The following is a 17,285-nucleotide window of genomic DNA, read 5'->3' as shown; positions in this document are numbered from 1 at the left end:
GTTTCATTGTAAAGCAATTGAAATTAGTTTCCTAATATTTCAGAAGAAAGAAACTATTTTTAGAATTTTCTTGCTATAATAAGAAAAAGAAAATGCGGGGGTGGAATGAATATGTTATATGAAAACGGCGTAGATAAACTGCTTAGTTTAAGCAGAAATATTTCTGAATTATATCGAGAATTAAATGAAATGACCCGGATTTTAACGGATTGTAATCGAGAAAGTGTGAAGTTTGATCGGTTATATGTAAAAGAGTTACTTTGGAAGAAAGAAGATGTAATAGAGAAATATGACCAGCTACTTGTACAACTTTGTATTAACGAATGCTTTGATCTAAAAAGTGTCATTACAGGGGAATATAAGTATACATATGAAGAAGTAGAAAACATAGTTTTACAATTTAATGAAAAGTATAATGTCGCAATCTTAATTAAAGATGTGTGTAAAGAATTACAGTTCACATATGGAATTGATATGGACATAACGAGAACAACTCGGGTATCAACAGCTCAAGTATAGAAAAAGGAAAAGAAAGCAGATCCTTTGCTTTCTTTTTTTGTGAAAATAGAGAGAGTAGGTTTAACGATGAAGGGGAAGCTACAGCATATTCATCCGCTTGGAATGAGTATTATTTTAGGGACATTGTTTGCTAGGTTTGCAACTTCAATGAGTATCCCTTTTTTAGCGATTTATTTAACGACTGTTAAAGGTGTATCAGCTGGAATGACTGGTGCTATTATCGGAACGAGTGCACTTGTTGGTGTTTTTGCTAGTTTTATCGGAGGGAATTTATCAGATCGATTTGGCCGGAAAACGATTATGCTCTGGTCCATGATCGTTTGGATTTTTGTGTTTATAGGTTTTTCACTTGCGGATCATGTTTTAAGTTTCTTTTTATTAAACGCTTTAAATGGATTATGTAGGTCGTTTTTTGAGCCAACATCAAGAGCATTATTATCAGATTTAACAAAGCCTGAGTATCTGTTACTCGTCTATAACTTACGATACGGTGCAATAAATGTTGGAGTTGCTATTGGACCAATTGTTGGATTACAGATTGGAAGTGCAAAATCAACAATTCCTTTTTTAGTAGCAGCTGGGGTATATATTCTATATACAGCTATATTAGCGTTCCAATTTAAGAAGTATCCAATGGAAAAAAAGAAAGTGAGTACAGAAAAACCTGTTACAATGTTAAATGCAATGCGTATATTGCGAAAAGATATAGTATTTTTAGTTGCTTTAGTCGGTATTATTTTGAGTAATTGCGGTTTTTCACATTTAACGACGACAGTATCTCAATATTTTGCAAATGCACATATATTTGAGGATGGAGTGAAGCTATTCTCATATATGCTCGCTTTAAATGCAATTGTTGTAGTGATTATCCAATACCCTGTTATTCAAATGTGCAAAAAATACACACCATTAGCATCCATTATGGTTGGAACTTTATTTGTGAGCGGAGGATTGTTTGGATTTGGAGTAGTAGAATCTATGCTAGGTGCTGCCGTCTGTACAATTATTTTTACAATTGGAGAAGTCTTAATGTTTTCAATGACGGATATATTTATTGATGATATTGCTGTTGCGCATCTAAAAGGAACATACTTCGGTGCGATGGGTTTCTCGGGAATTGGAGCAGTAATAGGTCCGTGGTTTGGAGGAGTACTTCTCGATTACTACGGGTACCAAAATGGGTTTGCAATATTTTCAGCACTAGCTATATTTTCAACTGTGGCATTTCCTGTGCTTTTAGTTACAAAAGGTTTATCGAAAAAAAGATATGATAGAAATTCTAATATAGAAATGCATGCGAAATAACATAAGCCCCAGTAACCAACTGGGGCTTAGTGTGTATTATATTAACTCTTAATTTAAAAAAAGAACTTTCTTTTCATGCTTATCAGCAACTTCATTTTTGGAAATATGAATGGCTAAATATCCATTTTCTAAGCAGGCTAGCATCTTCTTATAAATAATATTATCGGGTAAAGGAATGATCCGCTGTAAAGAAATATTATTATGAAGTATGCAAATGGTTAGGCCTGTCTTCATCTTTTTAATGACTACATTTTGTTCAGTTACATTTGGTACATCTGTTTCCAAAATGTATTCTTGTTCCGTTTCGCAAAGGTCAATATGAATTTGATTTGGGAAACTAAAGTTACTACAAGAGTCAGAACAAAATTGATCCATCCATTCTTCGAAACCATCAACATGAAAAAGACAATCCTTCTTTTTCTTGCCCATGTAAGACACCCTCCGTAAAATCTCAATTCATACTATGTTATGCATGAATGAAGTAGGGGTGAAGAATAAATGGAAAAATATAAACATTGTATGTGGAAAAGATAGCTAGTGTGCACTTTTTGTTTTACATATCATGATGCGCATGATGTTTTTGGCGTGAATGGTTACGGTTTTTTACTTTATGAGATCCGCTTAATGGTTCAGGTTGTCCTTTTTTTTCTTTCGCTTCACGATTGTTTTTTCCCATTGTATGTGACACCTCCTCTTCCTCTTTAGAATGAGAGAAGTTTGCAAATTTATACGAGAATGTTTTTAGAAAAAAAGGTAAAGATAAATGGGACTAACTATTATGGAAAGGGGATTATATAATGCCATATCATAAAGATAAACAACAAGCGTTCCAAGCAGCTCAGCAAGGTGTTACACAAGCAGAAAATGCATTTAACAACATTGTAAAAAATGATCCAAACTACGGTCATGATTTAAAAGAATTACGCCAAGAGGTTCAGGAAGCGTATGAACAAATTCAAAATGCACTAGAAGTAGCTTCAGAAACACAACGCCCACAACTTGAGCAATACGAAAATAACCTTCAAAATATTATGCAGCATGTAGATCAATTAGAAAAGTAAATGAGGTTGTTGTGTATTCGACAACCTCATTACTTTAACGAATATTATGCTAAAACAGAAAATTTTTCTACTCGTTTTTTCTTTATTATGCGCAGTACATATATTTCAAGTTGAAAAAGTGGAAGCGAAAATGTTGCTCAGAAAAGAGCTAGAACCAACTGGCTATGTAACATGGGAAGTACCTAATAATGAAAAGATTATTGCTATTACATTTGATGATGGACCGGATCCAACTTATACACCACAAATTTTAAATTTATTACGTCAATATAAAGCAGAAGCGACATTTTTTATGATTGGATTTCGGGTTCAGCGTAATCCATATTTAGTGAAACAAGTGTTAAAAGAGGGACATGAAATTGGAAATCATACGATGAATCATTTGTATGCGAGTAATTCATCAGATGAAAAATTAGAAAATGATATTTTAGATGGAAAGAAATTTTTCGAAAAATGGGTGAAAGAACCTTTGCTATTCCGTCCACCGGGTGGATATATTAACGATGCTGTATTTAAAACAGCGAAAGAAGCTGGTTATCAAACTGTTCTATGGTCGTGGCATCAAGATCCACGTGATTGGGCAAATCCAGGGGTTGAATCCATTGTAAATCATGTAGTGAAAAATGCAAAAAGTGGTGATATTGTATTGTTACATGATGGGGGAAATAATCGTAGTCAAACAGTAGCAGCGCTAGCAAAAATTTTACCTGAACTGAAAAAGCAGGGCTATCGATTTGTAACGGTTTCGGAATTGTTACGTTATAAACATTAGAAAAAATCCCAAAAGGTGAATGCTCCTTTTGGGATTTTTCGTTACTGGTTCTTTTTGCGTTTCTTATTATTTTGTCGTTCTGCAGCAGTTAAGTTTTCATTTGCAAACTCTTCGTTATAACCAGCACCTTGTCCTTGTGCAGATGCCGCATTCATTCCTGAAATAGTATGATTTGCTTTTCTTTTACCCATTTTATTTCACCTCTATAACTTTTTTTGTAAGTTGCATGATGAGCAGTTCATAGTATGTATGAACTGTAAAGAAAGCGCTAATAGAGCACTTTACTTTATGGTAATAGTATTCATAAGGAACATGAACACTATTCAAATTTAGAAACATAAAGAAAACTTATGATAATCTATAAGTTTCTTATTATTTACTTATTTAGAAAGTTGTAATAAGATATTATCGTAAGGTATTGAAAAGTTTGTCTACATTTTATATTCAGACAACTTAGTCACGTTTAACAGGGGGGAAACATAATGGTCAAACATAATCCATTTCAATCACGCGCAACTTTTGAAGTAGATGGAAAAACGTATCATTATTATGATTTGAAAGCGCTTGAAAACGCAGGGGTTGGCAACGTATCTCAATTACCATATTCCGTGAAAGTTTTACTTGAATCAGTACTTCGTCAAGTAGACGGACGTGTAATCACAGAAGAGCATGTTACAAATTTAGCGAAATGGGGAACGAAAGATGTGCAAGATATCGATGTTCCATTTAAACCATCTCGTGTAATTTTACAAGATTTCACTGGTGTTCCAGCTGTTGTTGATTTGGCTTCGCTTCGTAAAGCAATGGCAGACATGGGTGGGGATCCTGATAAAATTAATCCGGAAATTACTGTAGACCTTGTAATCGATCACTCTGTACAGGTTGATAGAGCGGGTACGGCAGACGCGCTTGCATTCAACATGGACTTAGAGTTTAAACGTAATGAAGAACGTTATAAATTTTTAAGCTGGGCACAAAAATCATTTGATAACTACCGCGCAGTTCCACCAGCTACAGGTATTGTACACCAAGTAAACCTTGAATATTTAGCACCAGTTGTTCACGCGGTGAAAAATGCTGAAGGTGACTTAGTTGCATACCCAGATTCATTAGTTGGAACAGACTCACATACAACAATGATTAACGGTATCGGCGTTCTTGGTTGGGGCGTTGGTGGTATTGAAGCAGAAGCAGGAATGCTTGGACAGCCTTCATACTTCCCAGTACCTGAAGTAATCGGTGTAAAATTAACTGGTACACTTCCAAGTGGTACTACAGCAACTGACGTTGCATTAAAAGTAACACAAGTATTACGTCAAAAAGGTGTAGTTGGTAAATTCGTTGAGTTCTTCGGTAATGGACTAAAGAGCATGCCTTTAGCTGACCGTGCAACAATTTCAAACATGGCACCAGAATATGGCGCAACTTGTGGATTCTTCCCAATCGATGATATTTCATTAGAATACTTACGTTTAACAGGTAGAGATGAAGAACAAATTCGCGTTGTTGAAGAATACTGTAAAGCGAACGGCTTATTCTATACAGCAGACAGCAAAGATCCAATTTACACTGATCTTGTTGAAATTGATTTAAATACAATTGAATCTAACCTTTCTGGACCGAAACGCCCACAAGATTTAATTCCACTTTCAGATATGAAAGATGCGTTCCACAAAGCTGTTGTAGCACCAGTTGGAACACAAGGACTTGGATTTAATGAGCAAGAGTTCGATAAAGAAGTGAAGGTTACATTAGAAGATAAAGAAGTAACGATGAAAACAGGTGCAATTGCAATCGCAGCAATTACAAGCTGTACAAATACATCAAACCCATACGTATTAATTGGAGCAGGTCTAGTTGCGAAGAAAGCAATTGAAAAAGGACTTGTAGTACCTGAGTACGTAAAAACATCATTAGCACCAGGATCTAAAGTTGTTACTGAGTACTTAGATAAATCAGGTTTAACAACATATTTAGACCAATTAGGTTTCCAAACAGTTGGTTACGGCTGTACGACTTGTATCGGTAACTCTGGTCCATTAGCGCCAGAATTAGAAGAAGCAATCGCAGCAAACGACTTATTAGTAACATCTGTTTTATCTGGTAACCGTAACTTTGAAGGTCGTATTCATCCACTTGTAAAAGCGAACTACTTAGCATCACCACCACTTGTTGTGGCATATGCACTTGCAGGTACTGTTGATATTGACCTGAAAAATGATGAAATCGGTAAAGATGCAAATGGTAATGCTGTTTACTTCAACGATATTTGGCCATCAGCTAAAGAAATTGAAGATGTAGTTCAAAGCGTTGTTACATCTGAGCTGTTCAAGAAAGAATATGCACAAGTATTTAATAGCAATGAGCGTTGGAATGAAATCCAAACTTCAAACGAAGCTTTATATACTTGGGATAATGATTCAACATACATTCAAAACCCACCATTCTTTGAAGGTTTATCTAAAGAGCCAGGTGAAGTTGAAACGTTATCAGGCTTACGCGTAGTTGGTAAATTTGGTGACTCTGTAACGACAGACCACATTTCACCAGCAGGTTCAATCGGTAAGCACACACCAGCTGGACGCTACTTATTAGAAAACGGCGTACAACCAGTTGACTTTAACTCTTACGGTTCTCGTCGTGGTAACCATGAAGTTATGATGCGTGGTACATTCGCGAACATCCGTATTAAAAACCAAATTGCACCAGGAACAGAAGGCGGATATACAACATACTGGCCGACTGGTGAAGTAACATCAATCTATGATGCTGCTATGAAATATAAAGAAGATGGCACAGGTCTTCTAGTTGTTGCTGGTAAAGATTATGGTATGGGAAGTTCTCGTGACTGGGCTGCGAAAGGTACTAACTTATTAGGTATTAAAGCAGTAATCGCAGAAAGCTTCGAACGTATTCACCGCAGTAACTTAGTGTTAATGGGTGTATTACCACTTCAATTTAAAGATGGCGAAAGTGCTGAAACGTTAGGTCTTGTTGGTAACGAGTCATTTGAAATTCAAATCGACAAATCAGTTAGACCACGTGATCTTGTAAAAGTAGTTGCAACTGATTTAGATGGCAACGAAAAACAATTTGAAGTAGTAGCTCGTTTCGATAGTGAAGTTGAAATTGATTACTACCGTCACGGTGGTATTCTGCAAATGGTTCTTCGTGAGAAAATTGAAGAGTCAAAAGTGTCAAACTAAATAATTGAAATGAACGAGAAGGAAGCTAACAACTGTTAGCTTCCTTATTTTATGGAAAGGGATGAAACCATTTGGTTTCATCCCTTTCTTTTTACTGTGAAAAAATGGAGGAAACGTCATGAAAGAATATAAAAGAATTTTGTTACCGTTACAGAAAGAAAAAATATTAGTAATAGCAGCTGTATGTAGTGGGATAATTGCTGCCATTTTAAATTTATCACGCCCAATTTTCATGGGATTAATTGTAGACAATCTTATTCAAAGAGAGCTAAAAGGTGCGTATTTATATATAGCTTTGTTTGCGGGTAGTCGCTTTTTAATGTGGGCGAACAATCTTTTATTTGATTATATAAGTTCAAAAGCGAGTCAACGTATATTACAAACGAAACGTATAGAATTATTGCGTCACTATTTCTCATTACCGTTTGAAGAGAGTGAGAAGATTAAGCAAGGAGAGTTAGAAACTTTGGTCGTGTCTGATATTCCGAACTGGGTCAGGTTATATGGCTCTATATTAATAGAATATATACATGCCATTGCGCAATTTATAGGTGCGTTCATAGCACTACAACATATAGATATACAGTTCATATTGTGGATAACTCCGTTTTTATTTTTAAGTGCAACGGTTCCGATGTTGTTTGGGGAAAAGGTAAGAAATATCGCAAGCGTTGCTCAAAAAAATCACTCAAGTGTTGTAGAGATGGTGTCACAGTTTGTAAAGGGAATACAAGATTTGCGGAGTTTACAAAAAGAAAAATGGGCAATTCGCTTATTTAAAAGAGTAACGGCACAATCGTATAAATCGGAAGTAAAGAAGACGATGATGCAACATTGTATTGGAGTAGTTGGAACGGTGATTGAAACAGGAGCATATATCCTTGTTCTCATTATAGGTGCACAAAAAATAATGAGGGGAGAAATAGAAGTTGGTTCACTCATTGCAGTGTTAGCGACAATTGAGATGCTCTTTTTCCCTGTCCGTTATGTAGGCGATTTATTAATAATGACACAAGTTGCAGTCGCTTCGGCAAATAGAACTTTTTGCTTTTTAAATAAACGAGCAGCAGATAACAATGTAGAAAGAGCGATGGGTATCAGGATAACAAATGTTTCATTTCAGGAGAATGACGAAGAGAAATGCAGAATTCATAATATTGATTTGCAAATTCGTCCTGGTGAACTCGTTATTATTGTGGGAGAAAGCGGTGCAGGAAAAACAACGCTTTTAAAGTTAATAACGGGCTTGTATAAACCATCTAACGGTAGCATTGCTTATTATGGTAATGAAGCTCGTATGACTACAGTTTGGCAAGAACCACGTTTTTTCCGAACGACGATAACAGAGAATTTGTATTTCGGGGAAGAGTGTTTAGAAAATCAGTTAGAAAAAAATAGTGAACTTATAAATGTAACGCCGATTATTAGAGGGTTACCTGAAGGGAGTCAAACTGTGCTACATAAAAGCGGTGAAGAGCTTTCAGGAGGCGAAAGAAAACGTCTCGCATTATTGCGAGCGATTGTATCAAATCCAACTCTTATTATTTTAGATGAACCGACGGCTGGGTTAGATCCAGGCAATCAAGAACTGGTTTGGAATATGATTGAAGGGATAGGAAGAGATGTAACGAGAATTGTGGCAACACATGATGTAGAGAGAGCGATGATAGCAGATTGTGTTGTTGTCATAAAGAATGGGACTATTGTGGAATGTGGGAATCCTAGAGAATTATTAAATTGCAACTCATTGTACAAAGAGTTGCAAACAAAAAGATAAGAGATATGTAATGCCCTTATCTTTATTCAGCTATTTGCCGGGCAGCCCGATTGGTGAGGGCTGATTAAAGTTTCACTTTATTCGTTCTCATTAAGTTGATAAGTATAAGAATTCGGATCACTAGAATTAACTTCTTTGACGAGAGTAAGTTGATTTGTATATGGATTATATTTGAAAATCTTAATTGTATGTTCGCTACTTAGTAATGGATTATATTCTTGAATAGCGAATGTATTTTCCGCAATTTGTGTCATATTACTGGTGGGAACATTTTCTATGGAATCATGATTTGTAGAAATTTCAACGACTTTTTCACTGTTGAAAAATAAAAGAACGATTACTAAAATAACTAAGCATATTCGTATATAGCGTAGCTCTTTGGTGATAGGGTGTTCTCCCAAAATAATCATCCTTTCTATAACTATTCTATAGTAGTAATGGTAGTCATCGTGAAAAAAGTAATAATGCCGAGGCCTGCCCAAAGGATAAATGAGATTAATGCGATATAGAGACAAATACGTCCAACTTGTTTTTTTTCAGGGTCTTTACTAAATAGTGAGATAATCCATGTGATAATTCCGATTGGGGAAAATATAAAACTAAGAATATATAGAAGTATTTTTTCAAATAAATTCATGAGAGCTCCTTTCATTGTAAAATATTCTATTTATTTCTAATTATATGATGGAAAGGTAAATATTTCATCACAGTTATAAAAATTCTGATTATTTAGAATGTGAATATTTCCAAGCTTGTCTGTATAAGCTAAAATAAGATATATAGTATTTTGATGAATGTGTTAAAAGAAGATAATACGTTAGGGTGATATAAAATGTGGCGGAAGCTTACGATTATTGTAGTGTTACTTTGTTTAGCGGGATATGCAGCTTATGAACAGTTTGGTAATAAAGAGCAGGCGGTAAAAGTGAAGCAAGAAAAAAGTGAAGCTGTGATGAAAGAGATTATCGCAAGGAATGGTATTGAGATAGGGAAGAGCGCACCAGACTTTGAATTAACTAAGTTAGATGGGACAAATGTAAAGTTATCGGATTTAAAAGGAAAGAAAGTAATTTTAAACTTTTGGGCTACGTGGTGTGGACCATGTCAGCAAGAAATGCCTGATATGGAGGCTTTCTATAAAGAACATAAAGAAAACGTAGAAATTTTAGCAATCAATTATACGCCTTCAGAAAAAGGTGGGGGGGAAGAAAAGGTAAGCAATTTTATTAAAGAAAAAGGAATTACTTTTCCTGTTTTATTGGACAAGAACATTGATGTGACAACAGCGTATAAAGTAATTACGATTCCAACTTCGTATTTTATAGATACAAAAGGTGTCATTCAAGATAAGTTTATTGGGCCGATGACGCAAAAAGAGATGGAGAAAAGGGTTGCTAAATTAAAATAATGGTGAAAAGGTAGAGGTGGAGAGTTCCCATTTCTGCCTTTTCTTTTTCAAGTAGTAATAACTTCATGATATGATGTAAGAAATATAAACGTTTAGAGATAAAGGAGTGTATGGAGTGGGGAATGTATCCTTACCGTTAGATTATGTTGTAATTGATTTTGAAACAACAGGATTTAACCCTTATAATGATAAAATTATTCAAGTTGCAGCGGTGAAATATCGTAATCATGAACTGGTAGATCAATTTGTTTCATACGTGAATCCAGAGCGGCCAATTCCGGACCGAATAACGAGTTTAACAGGTATTACCAATTATCGCGTTTCAGATGCACCGACGATTGAAGAAGTGTTACCTTTATTTTTAGCATTTTTACATACAAATGTTATTGTGGCTCATAATGCTTCTTTTGATATGCGCTTTTTGAAAAGTAATGTAAATATGCTTGGGTTGCCTGAACCTAAAAATAAAGTAATTGATACTGTATTTTTAGCGAAGAAATACATGAAGCATGCGCCTAATCATAAACTTGAAACGTTAAAACGAATGCTTGGAATTCGTTTAAGCTCTCATAATGCATTTGACGATTGCATTACGTGTGCTGCTGTTTATCAAAAGTGTGCAGCTATTGAAGAAGAAGGGAAACGAAAAGTAAATAAGGCTATGCTTGATGAAACTGCGGTATATGAAGCGGTGAAAGAAATACTTGCATGTAATAAACGTAATGTAGAATGGCTACGTTGTATGAACGTAGGAAGTTATTTAGATATAAAAGCTTTTTATCCAGTTATGAGATTAAAGGTAAAAGGACGAAAGAAATATGTATTAACAGAGATATTAGAAGAAGATGTGAAAGAAATATGTACAAGTTTAAAATGTGAACCGGCGTTAAAAAGTGAAGTTGGTAATACGAGAATTATGCTTAATAGCTTAGAGGATGTTATGAAATTAGAAAGTTATATTTTAGAGCAGTATGATTTTGTATTACAGGCGCTTCATGATTATAAAGAAAATGAAATGAATGCAGATGAAAAGTTGAAAGAGTATTTAAATATTATGGTATAAAAAACTCCGTGTGCAATATATTGTACACGGAGTTTTTTTAGGAGTACTAAAACATAAAATTTTCTTGCAAATCTGATTAAAGAGTTTTTTGTTTGCTCATACTATGTAATAAGAAAGCGAAGGAGAGAGGGTGAACAACATGAGAAGAAGTCGCCGTAAATCGTTTGAAGAACTTGTAAATGAAAATAAACAACAATTATTAAGCGATCGTGATGCAATTGATCGCATTGAAGAGCGCATTGAAAAACGTTATGAAATGAAACTTTTTAAGCAAGCTGAATAATTCTTAACACTAGTACGATACTAGTGTTAAGGAGGCGATAGTAATGGGTAATCCGAAAAAAAATTCAAAAGACTTTGCACCAAATCATATTGGAACACAATCGAAAAAAGCTGGTGGAAATAAAGGAAAGCAAATGCAAGATCAAACAGGTAAACAACCGATTGTTGATAATGGTTAAAGAAAAGGAGAATATTACATTCTCCTTTTTTATGTATAAATTTGAGGAAAGATAGGTAATTTAAGATGGTGTGTATATACAATATTAGGAGGGAAGTACATGCCAAATCCAGATAATCGAAGTGACAACGCTGAAAAGTTACAAGAAATGGTGCAAAATACAGTTGATAACTTTAATGAAGCAAAAGAAACAGCGGAACTTTCTAATGAAAAAGATCGTGCTGCTATTGAAGCAAAAAATCAAAGACGTTTAGAAAGTATTGACTCATTAAAAAGTGAAATCAAAGATGAATCTTAACAAAATGTACAAAAAGGGCTGACTTTTGTCAGCCCTTTTTCGTAATCGTAAAATTTTCAACGAGTAAACGCCAATTTTGTGGGAATGGTAAACCGATTTTCCAGTAACTAATACCACCTATACCTTGTTCTTTCATTAAATTGAATTTACTTTGAACAGACCGTGAATCTTCAAACCAAACTTCGTGTTGCACGCCGTTTTCATCAAAATAATTAAAATGAGGAGCTTGGGCTGTGAAATCATAACGAATAGGGACATTATATTTACGAGCTAGTGCAACAGCTGCGACAGAGCTAATTGCTTTTGCGGGTGGGTTTCCTTGTTTAAATGGAAGCTTCCAATCAAACCCGTATAAATTTTGCCCCATCATAATTTTTTGGGGAGGCATTTGAGATTTTGCATATTGAAGTACTTCTTTCACCGGACCGATAGGAGAAATTGCCATCGGTGGCCCGCCCTGCCATCCCCAGTCATATGTCATAATGACGACGAAATCAACAATTTGCCCTTGCGCTTTATAATCGTGAGCTTCGAAAAATTTTCCCTTTTGATTTGAACTTGTTTTCGGTACGAGAGTTGTGCTCAATGTGTACCCGCTAGGTAAGCGTGTTTTTACATTTCGTAAAAAACGATTATACGCTTCGCGGTCTTCAGGTGCTACACTCTCGAAATCGAAATGAATGTCTCGCATGCCATATTTCTCAGCTGTTTGCAAAATGTTTGTAATAAATTTGTTTTGAATCGTTGCGTCGCGTAAAAAAACTGATGTTAGATCGGCACTGAAATTACCATTTTCAATATTTGTAATAACGAGCATAGGGATTGTTTTACCCTGCGTTGCAATATTAGCGATTTTAGCTGTTTCAGTAGGTTCTTTTAATGTGCCATCTCTTTTTGCCTCAAAACTAAAATAAGCTAAGTATGTTAAAAATGGATTGATGGCACGTGTAGCATTAACTAAACTCTCTTTAATCGGTATAGTGGAAGGTTGTAAATAAGCGATGGATTCTACAGCTCGTTTTGTACCTTTTGGTACGTATAATTGTTGTCCGACATGGAGAATAGATTTTAAAGATAAATTATTAACTTTAGCTAAACTAGCGAGGGGGACATTATATGTTTGAGAAATTCGATATAGGCTGTCACCAGGCTGTACATAATAATTATTCCCTTTCGTATTAACGATAAGTGCCTGACCAACCACGAGCGTTTCAGCTGGATTTAATCCATTGTCTTTTACTATTTCGTCAGGTGTTGATCCATATTTTGATGCCAAGCTATATACGCTATCACCACTACGAACAGTTACAATTTGAATCATATGCTGGCTCCTTTCAGTAAAAGATTCACTGTTTTTATTTTATTTTTGATGTTACTGTATTATGATTAAATGTATGCAAGGTAGCAGAAGTGAAAGAAGGCGAATATACATATGTTTGTAGCAGAACATGAAGTTGAAATCCGTTATGCGGAAACAGATCAAATGGGTGTTGTTTACCATTCAAACTACTTAGTGTGGCTTGAGTTAGGTCGCACGAAACTTATACAAGATTTAGGTTTTTCATATGTTGAAATGGAGAAAGAAGGAATTATTTCTCCTGTGTTAGATTTACAAATTTCATACCGTAAAGCGATGCGTTACGGAGAAAAAGCAATCGTAAAAACATGGGTAGATACTGTGAGCCCACTTCGCGTTGTATATGGATATGAAATATATAATGGTGATGGTGAACTTTGTATTACTGCAAGTACGACGAATATTTGTGCGAAAAAAGAAGGGTTCCGCCCTGTATCATTTAAAAAGTTATATCCTGAGTGGTATGCGAAATATGAGGAAATTAAGAAAAAATAAAAAAGCGTGGCAGAAGCCACGTTTTTTTATTTTTCATAATTAAATTGTGGGAAGTCGTCACCTTCGTTAAGTGTAACAGATAAATTATGTCCATCGAAGAACCATTCATCATCGCCTTCAATAAAGAAGTTAATACCTTCTTCTTGAATTTGAACAGCAGGATGTGCAGGGTCATCTTTACGAATACCTAAAGAAAGTCCTTTTTGCACAGTACTGCAACCACCGTATTGTACGAAAAAGCGTAGTGTTTCATTTGATTGTAAGTTTAATTCATTTTTATACCATTGTGCTGCTTCTTTTGTTACGGAAAGATTCATGTATAGTTCCTCCAAATTATGTTGCTTTTTCTTTAGTATAAAAAATAACGCAAAAAGACGCTATTAATATGCTTCACGTTTTCTTTTTGCGTTATGTGGGTTACGATCTTATTTTTGCTTTTTTGAAAAGTTTGCTTTTGGTTCAGTTTTATTTATAATTCGTCCGATATTTGCACGGTGTTTATAAATAACCATACCTGCTAATAAACACATCGCAATAATGAAGATTTTATCCCCGCTAACAATGGATGCAATAACAGCAACAACTGCTGTTACCATAGAAGAAAGTGATACGTATCTTGTTGTAAATAAAAGGGTGAAAAATACAACAGCCAATATTGCAAAAACAACTGGTGAATAGCATAATAGCACCCCAGCAGAAGTTGCAACTGCTTTACCACCGCGGAATTTCGCGAAGATTGGATAGACATGTCCAAGAACAGCCGCTAACCCGAACCATAGTGGATGAATATCTAATCCGAAAATCATTGGTAGACTTGTTGCTAATGTCCCTTTTAAAATGTCAGCAATTGTAACGGTAAAACCTGCTTTTTTCCCTAATGTGCGGAATGTGTTTGTTCCGCCTAGATTACCGCTCCCGTGCTCACGAATATCGATTCCGTAGCCGATTTTTCCAACAACTAGTGCAAATGGAATCGAGCCAAGTAAGTAGGCAACGATAAATAAAAGATATGTAGTAACCATAAGTTCAGTCTCCTTTATTCAAATGTGTTGATAAAGGGTAAAAAGAGTTTTTCCCGTATATTGTACCATACATTTGTAAAGAGCACATTTCTTTTTTGTAAATGAAAAATTCATTATTTCGTGAAAAAAATTTCACAGTAATGTTACATTTCTCACAGAAACAGTAAGACTATATGTAGTAACATTTTAATCAAAAGATAACAACATATTGGTGGAGGGTTATAAATGTTACAAAATAATACACGTGGAGAAGAAGAATTAATGAAAGTGTTTGAGACAATAGTCCACGGCAATGAACAAGATTTGATGCAAGAAAATGCAAATGTAGACGGCCGCTCTCCAATGGGCGTAATGGGAACGTTCGCATCTGAGAGTGCAAAATATTATGCTGTTGAGAATTTATTGTCAGATCAAGTGAAAAAAGCGATAAATGAAAATATATTATATCCACATGATTTAGATTTTTATGCAACAGGAACGACGACTTGTTCACAAATTCCGTTAGCGCAAATGCTTGCTAACGGTTTTCATACTGGACATGGACATATGAGACAACCGCAAGACATTAAAAGTGCATTGGCTCTTTCGTCTATTATTTTTCAAGCGAATCAAAATATGCAGCATGGTGGTCAATCGTTTGCACTCTTTGATATTGATTTAGCACCTTATGTACGAAAAACAATTGAGAGACATAAAAAACGATTACAATCATATCCGCTTACGAAAGAACAAATAGAAGAATTTGCATGGAAAGAAACGGAAAATGATACGTATCAAGCGTGTGAGGCTTTCGTTCATAATTCGAATAGTATGCATAGTAGGGGCGGAGGACAAGTACCGTTTATTTCTATTAATTACGGAACAGATACATCAAAAGAAGGAAGAATGTTAATTAAACAACTTTTAAAAGCGACACAAGCTGGACTTGGTAAAGGAGAGACACCGATTTTTCCGATTCAAATTTTCAAGATGAAAAAAGGTGTGAATTTTGAAGAAAGTGATCCGAACTACGATTTATTTGAATTAGCATTAGAGACAACCGCAGAGCGATTATTCCCTAACTTTTCATTTTTAGATGCTCCGTTTAATGCAGTGCATTATGATGGAAGACCAGAAAGTGAAGTATGTTACATGGGATGTCGTACCCGTGTTATGTCTAATATACATGGAGAAGAAACAGCGATTGGTAGAGGGAATTTATCATTTACGTCTATTAATTTAGTGAAATTAGCGTTAATTAGTGGTTCAAAAGAAGCGTTTTTTGAAGCGCTAAACTATTATTTAGATTTAGGAATTAAGCAGCTATTAGAAAGATATGCGTATCAATGTACGAAGCGAGCAAGAGATTTTCAGTTTTTATATTCACAAGGTGTATGGCGTGGTGGAGAAACGTTGCAGCCTGAAGACTCCGTAGCCTCGATTTTAAAACAAGGGACGTTAAGTATTGGTTTTATCGGTCTTGCGGAATGTTTAGTAGCTTTAACAGGAAAGCATCATGGGGAAGATGAAGAATCATGGAAACTTGGGTATGAAATTATTTCCTTTATGAGAGATAGAATGGATAAAGCGACAGAAGAACATCAACTGAATTTCTCAGTAATTGCAACTCCAGCAGAAGGATTATCAGGGAAGTTTGTGAAAAAAGATAGAGAAGAATTTGGCGTGATTGGCGGCATAACGAACCATAATTACTATACGAATTCATTCCATATTCCAGTTTATTATAACATTCAAGCGATAAATAAAATCCGTTTAGAAGGCCCGTTCCATGCTCTCTGTAATGGAGGACACATTACTTATATTGAACTAGACGGAGCAGCAATGCATAACAAAAAGGCATTAAAACAAATTGTACAAGCCATGGCAGAACATGGCGTTGGATACGGTTCAATTAATCATCCTGTTGACCGTTGTAAGTGCTGTAGTTATCACGGGGTTATTGGGAATGAATGTCCAAGTTGCGGGAATGAAGATGAGGCTAATATAGAAAGAATTCGCCGTATAACAGGCTATCTTGTAGGAGATATGTCAAAGTGGAATAGTGCGAAACGTAGTGAAGAGATAGATCGGGTGAAACATAAATGAAAGTGATGAATATTATTCATGATAGTGTAGTAGATGGAGAAGGATTGCGGACAGTCGTGTTTTTTGCGGGCTGTCCGCATCGTTGCGTTGGTTGCCATAATCCGAAATCGTGGAATATTTGCAACGGAACGGAAATGACAGTAGAAGAAATTGTGAAAGAGATTGCAAGTAATCCATTAACTGATGTAACATTTTCAGGTGGAGATCCATTTTTTCAAGCTGCTGAAGTGAAAAAGGTAGCAAAAATCGTGAAAGATTTGAAAAAAAACCTATGGATGTATACAGGTTATACGTTAGAAGAGATACAGAGTTCTCAAAATAATGATATGATAGAGTTGTTACATTATGGGGATGTTTTAGTCGATGGAAGGTTTGAAATTGAGGAAAAAGATTTAACACTTCCATTTCGCGGAAGCTCCAATCAACGTATTATTCGATTGAAAGAGTAAAAAGGCGG

General features: G+C 35.3%; 22 protein-coding genes. 14 read left to right on the top strand and 8 right to left on the bottom strand.

Annotation, left to right across the window (positions count from 1 at the left end):
* The first annotated feature begins 111 nt into the window (after window positions 1–111).
* Window positions 112–519: a hypothetical protein gene (locus ACTFR3_RS05550; RefSeq protein WP_000965149.1), complete on the top strand. Its 408-nt coding sequence runs from the start codon at window positions 112–114 to the stop codon at window positions 517–519.
* Window positions 520–585: 66 nt separating this feature from the next.
* On the top strand, window positions 586–1,824 hold the full coding sequence (locus tag ACTFR3_RS05545) for an MDR family MFS transporter (RefSeq protein WP_440044236.1): 1,239 nt from the start codon (window positions 586–588) through the stop codon (window positions 1,822–1,824).
* Window positions 1,825–1,872: 48 nt separating this feature from the next.
* Here ACTFR3_RS05545 and ACTFR3_RS05540 read toward each other — a convergent pair whose 3' ends face one another.
* Both ACTFR3_RS05540 and ACTFR3_RS05535 read right to left on the bottom strand, forming a co-directional pair.
* Window positions 1,873–2,253 (bottom strand): Hsp20 family protein, encoded by a 381-nt coding sequence (locus ACTFR3_RS05540; RefSeq protein WP_000516747.1) that lies wholly within the window; start codon window positions 2,251–2,253, stop codon window positions 1,873–1,875.
* Window positions 2,254–2,377: 124 nt separating this feature from the next.
* Window positions 2,378–2,500, bottom strand: coding sequence for a small acid-soluble spore protein P (locus ACTFR3_RS05535; protein ID WP_000517649.1), 123 nt, complete (start codon window positions 2,498–2,500; stop codon window positions 2,378–2,380).
* A gap of 121 nt (window positions 2,501–2,621) precedes the next feature.
* Here ACTFR3_RS05535 and ACTFR3_RS05530 point away from each other — a divergent pair, with 121 nt between their 5' ends.
* Both ACTFR3_RS05530 and pdaB read left to right on the top strand, forming a co-directional pair.
* Window positions 2,622–2,885, top strand: coding sequence for a hypothetical protein (locus tag ACTFR3_RS05530; RefSeq protein WP_001146294.1), 264 nt, complete (start codon window positions 2,622–2,624; stop codon window positions 2,883–2,885).
* A 46-nt stretch (window positions 2,886–2,931) separates the two neighbouring features.
* The gene (pdaB, locus tag ACTFR3_RS05525) at window positions 2,932–3,657 is read left to right on the top strand and encodes a polysaccharide deacetylase family sporulation protein PdaB (protein ID WP_002041622.1); all 726 of its coding nucleotides are present in this window, start codon (window positions 2,932–2,934) and stop codon (window positions 3,655–3,657) included.
* 41 nt (window positions 3,658–3,698) lie between these two features.
* Here the strand turns inward: pdaB and sspO are convergent, their stop codons facing one another.
* Window positions 3,699–3,848 carry an acid-soluble spore protein SspO gene (gene sspO / locus ACTFR3_RS05520; RefSeq protein ID WP_000518051.1) on the bottom strand — a complete coding sequence of 50 codons (150 nt, stop codon included), beginning with the start codon at window positions 3,846–3,848 and terminating at the stop codon, window positions 3,699–3,701.
* Between the two features lie 291 nt (window positions 3,849–4,139).
* Here sspO and acnA point away from each other — a divergent pair, with 291 nt between their 5' ends.
* Window positions 4,140–6,863: an aconitate hydratase AcnA gene (acnA, locus tag ACTFR3_RS05515; RefSeq protein ID WP_000238564.1), complete on the top strand. Its 2,724-nt coding sequence runs from the start codon at window positions 4,140–4,142 to the stop codon at window positions 6,861–6,863.
* Window positions 6,864–6,981: 118 nt separating this feature from the next.
* Complete coding sequence (locus ACTFR3_RS05510; protein WP_372467990.1) at window positions 6,982–8,640, top strand: ABC transporter ATP-binding protein; 1,659 nt, start codon at window positions 6,982–6,984, stop codon at window positions 8,638–8,640.
* 77 nt (window positions 8,641–8,717) lie between these two features.
* On the opposite strand, the gene ACTFR3_RS05505 is transcribed toward ACTFR3_RS05510, so the two are convergent.
* Together ACTFR3_RS05505 and ACTFR3_RS05500 are read right to left on the bottom strand one after the other, a co-directional pair.
* Window positions 8,718–9,050, bottom strand: coding sequence for a YmzC family protein (locus ACTFR3_RS05505; RefSeq protein ID WP_080016357.1), 333 nt, complete (start codon window positions 9,048–9,050; stop codon window positions 8,718–8,720).
* Window positions 9,051–9,061: 11 nt separating this feature from the next.
* Complete coding sequence (locus ACTFR3_RS05500) at window positions 9,062–9,277, bottom strand: hypothetical protein (protein WP_001047912.1); 216 nt, start codon at window positions 9,275–9,277, stop codon at window positions 9,062–9,064.
* A 195-nt stretch (window positions 9,278–9,472) separates the two neighbouring features.
* Between ACTFR3_RS05500 and ACTFR3_RS05495 the strand changes: the two genes are divergently transcribed.
* The 5 genes from ACTFR3_RS05495 to tlp all read left to right on the top strand — a co-directional run bounded on the left by ACTFR3_RS05495 (window position 9,473) and on the right by tlp (window position 11,869).
* Complete coding sequence (locus ACTFR3_RS05495; protein ID WP_006917475.1) at window positions 9,473–10,048, top strand: redoxin domain-containing protein; 576 nt, start codon at window positions 9,473–9,475, stop codon at window positions 10,046–10,048.
* 115 nt (window positions 10,049–10,163) lie between these two features.
* On the top strand, window positions 10,164–11,111 hold the full coding sequence (locus tag ACTFR3_RS05490) for a 3'-5' exonuclease (RefSeq protein WP_000528755.1): 948 nt from the start codon (window positions 10,164–10,166) through the stop codon (window positions 11,109–11,111).
* Window positions 11,112–11,250: 139 nt separating this feature from the next.
* A complete protein-coding gene (locus ACTFR3_RS05485; protein ID WP_001254699.1) occupies window positions 11,251–11,394 on the top strand; it encodes an FbpB family small basic protein in 144 nt (47 codons plus the stop codon).
* Window positions 11,395–11,437: 43 nt separating this feature from the next.
* Entirely contained in the window at window positions 11,438–11,572 is a 135-nt protein-coding gene (gene sspN / locus ACTFR3_RS05480) for an acid-soluble spore protein SspN (RefSeq protein WP_000527987.1), read from the top strand.
* A 99-nt stretch (window positions 11,573–11,671) separates the two neighbouring features.
* Complete coding sequence (gene tlp / locus ACTFR3_RS05475; protein WP_001133511.1) at window positions 11,672–11,869, top strand: small acid-soluble spore protein Tlp; 198 nt, start codon at window positions 11,672–11,674, stop codon at window positions 11,867–11,869.
* 28 nt (window positions 11,870–11,897) lie between these two features.
* Here tlp and ACTFR3_RS05470 read toward each other — a convergent pair whose 3' ends face one another.
* Window positions 11,898–13,190, bottom strand: a complete 1,293-nt coding sequence (locus tag ACTFR3_RS05470) for a glycosyl hydrolase family 18 protein (RefSeq protein WP_440044235.1) — start codon at window positions 13,188–13,190, stop codon at window positions 11,898–11,900.
* A 111-nt stretch (window positions 13,191–13,301) separates the two neighbouring features.
* On the opposite strand from ACTFR3_RS05470, the gene ACTFR3_RS05465 reads away from it, so the two are divergent.
* Window positions 13,302–13,721, top strand: coding sequence for an acyl-CoA thioesterase (locus tag ACTFR3_RS05465; protein WP_000495812.1), 420 nt, complete (start codon window positions 13,302–13,304; stop codon window positions 13,719–13,721).
* 26 nt (window positions 13,722–13,747) lie between these two features.
* On the opposite strand, the gene ACTFR3_RS05460 is transcribed toward ACTFR3_RS05465, so the two are convergent.
* Together ACTFR3_RS05460 and plsY are read right to left on the bottom strand one after the other, a co-directional pair.
* Window positions 13,748–14,038, bottom strand: coding sequence for a HesB/YadR/YfhF family protein (locus tag ACTFR3_RS05460; RefSeq protein ID WP_001054453.1), 291 nt, complete (start codon window positions 14,036–14,038; stop codon window positions 13,748–13,750).
* A gap of 108 nt (window positions 14,039–14,146) precedes the next feature.
* Window positions 14,147–14,743, bottom strand: coding sequence for a glycerol-3-phosphate 1-O-acyltransferase PlsY (gene plsY, locus ACTFR3_RS05455; protein WP_000258974.1), 597 nt, complete (start codon window positions 14,741–14,743; stop codon window positions 14,147–14,149).
* A gap of 225 nt (window positions 14,744–14,968) precedes the next feature.
* Here plsY and ACTFR3_RS05450 point away from each other — a divergent pair, with 225 nt between their 5' ends.
* The gene (locus ACTFR3_RS05450; protein WP_000940069.1) at window positions 14,969–16,828 is read left to right on the top strand and encodes an anaerobic ribonucleoside triphosphate reductase; all 1,860 of its coding nucleotides are present in this window, start codon (window positions 14,969–14,971) and stop codon (window positions 16,826–16,828) included.
* Entirely contained in the window at window positions 16,825–17,277 is a 453-nt protein-coding gene (nrdG, locus tag ACTFR3_RS05445; protein ID WP_000867076.1) for an anaerobic ribonucleoside-triphosphate reductase activating protein, read from the top strand. Before ACTFR3_RS05450 ends, nrdG begins: the two co-directional genes overlap by 4 nt.
* The last annotated feature ends 8 nt before the right edge of the window (window positions 17,278–17,285 follow it).

It is taken from the genome of Bacillus cereus group sp. MYBK14-1, from assembly GCF_051916885.1.
GTDB lineage: Bacteria > Bacillota > Bacilli > Bacillales > Bacillaceae_G > Bacillus_A > Bacillus_A cereus.
This window is presented reverse-complemented; position numbering and strand designations above follow the sequence as displayed.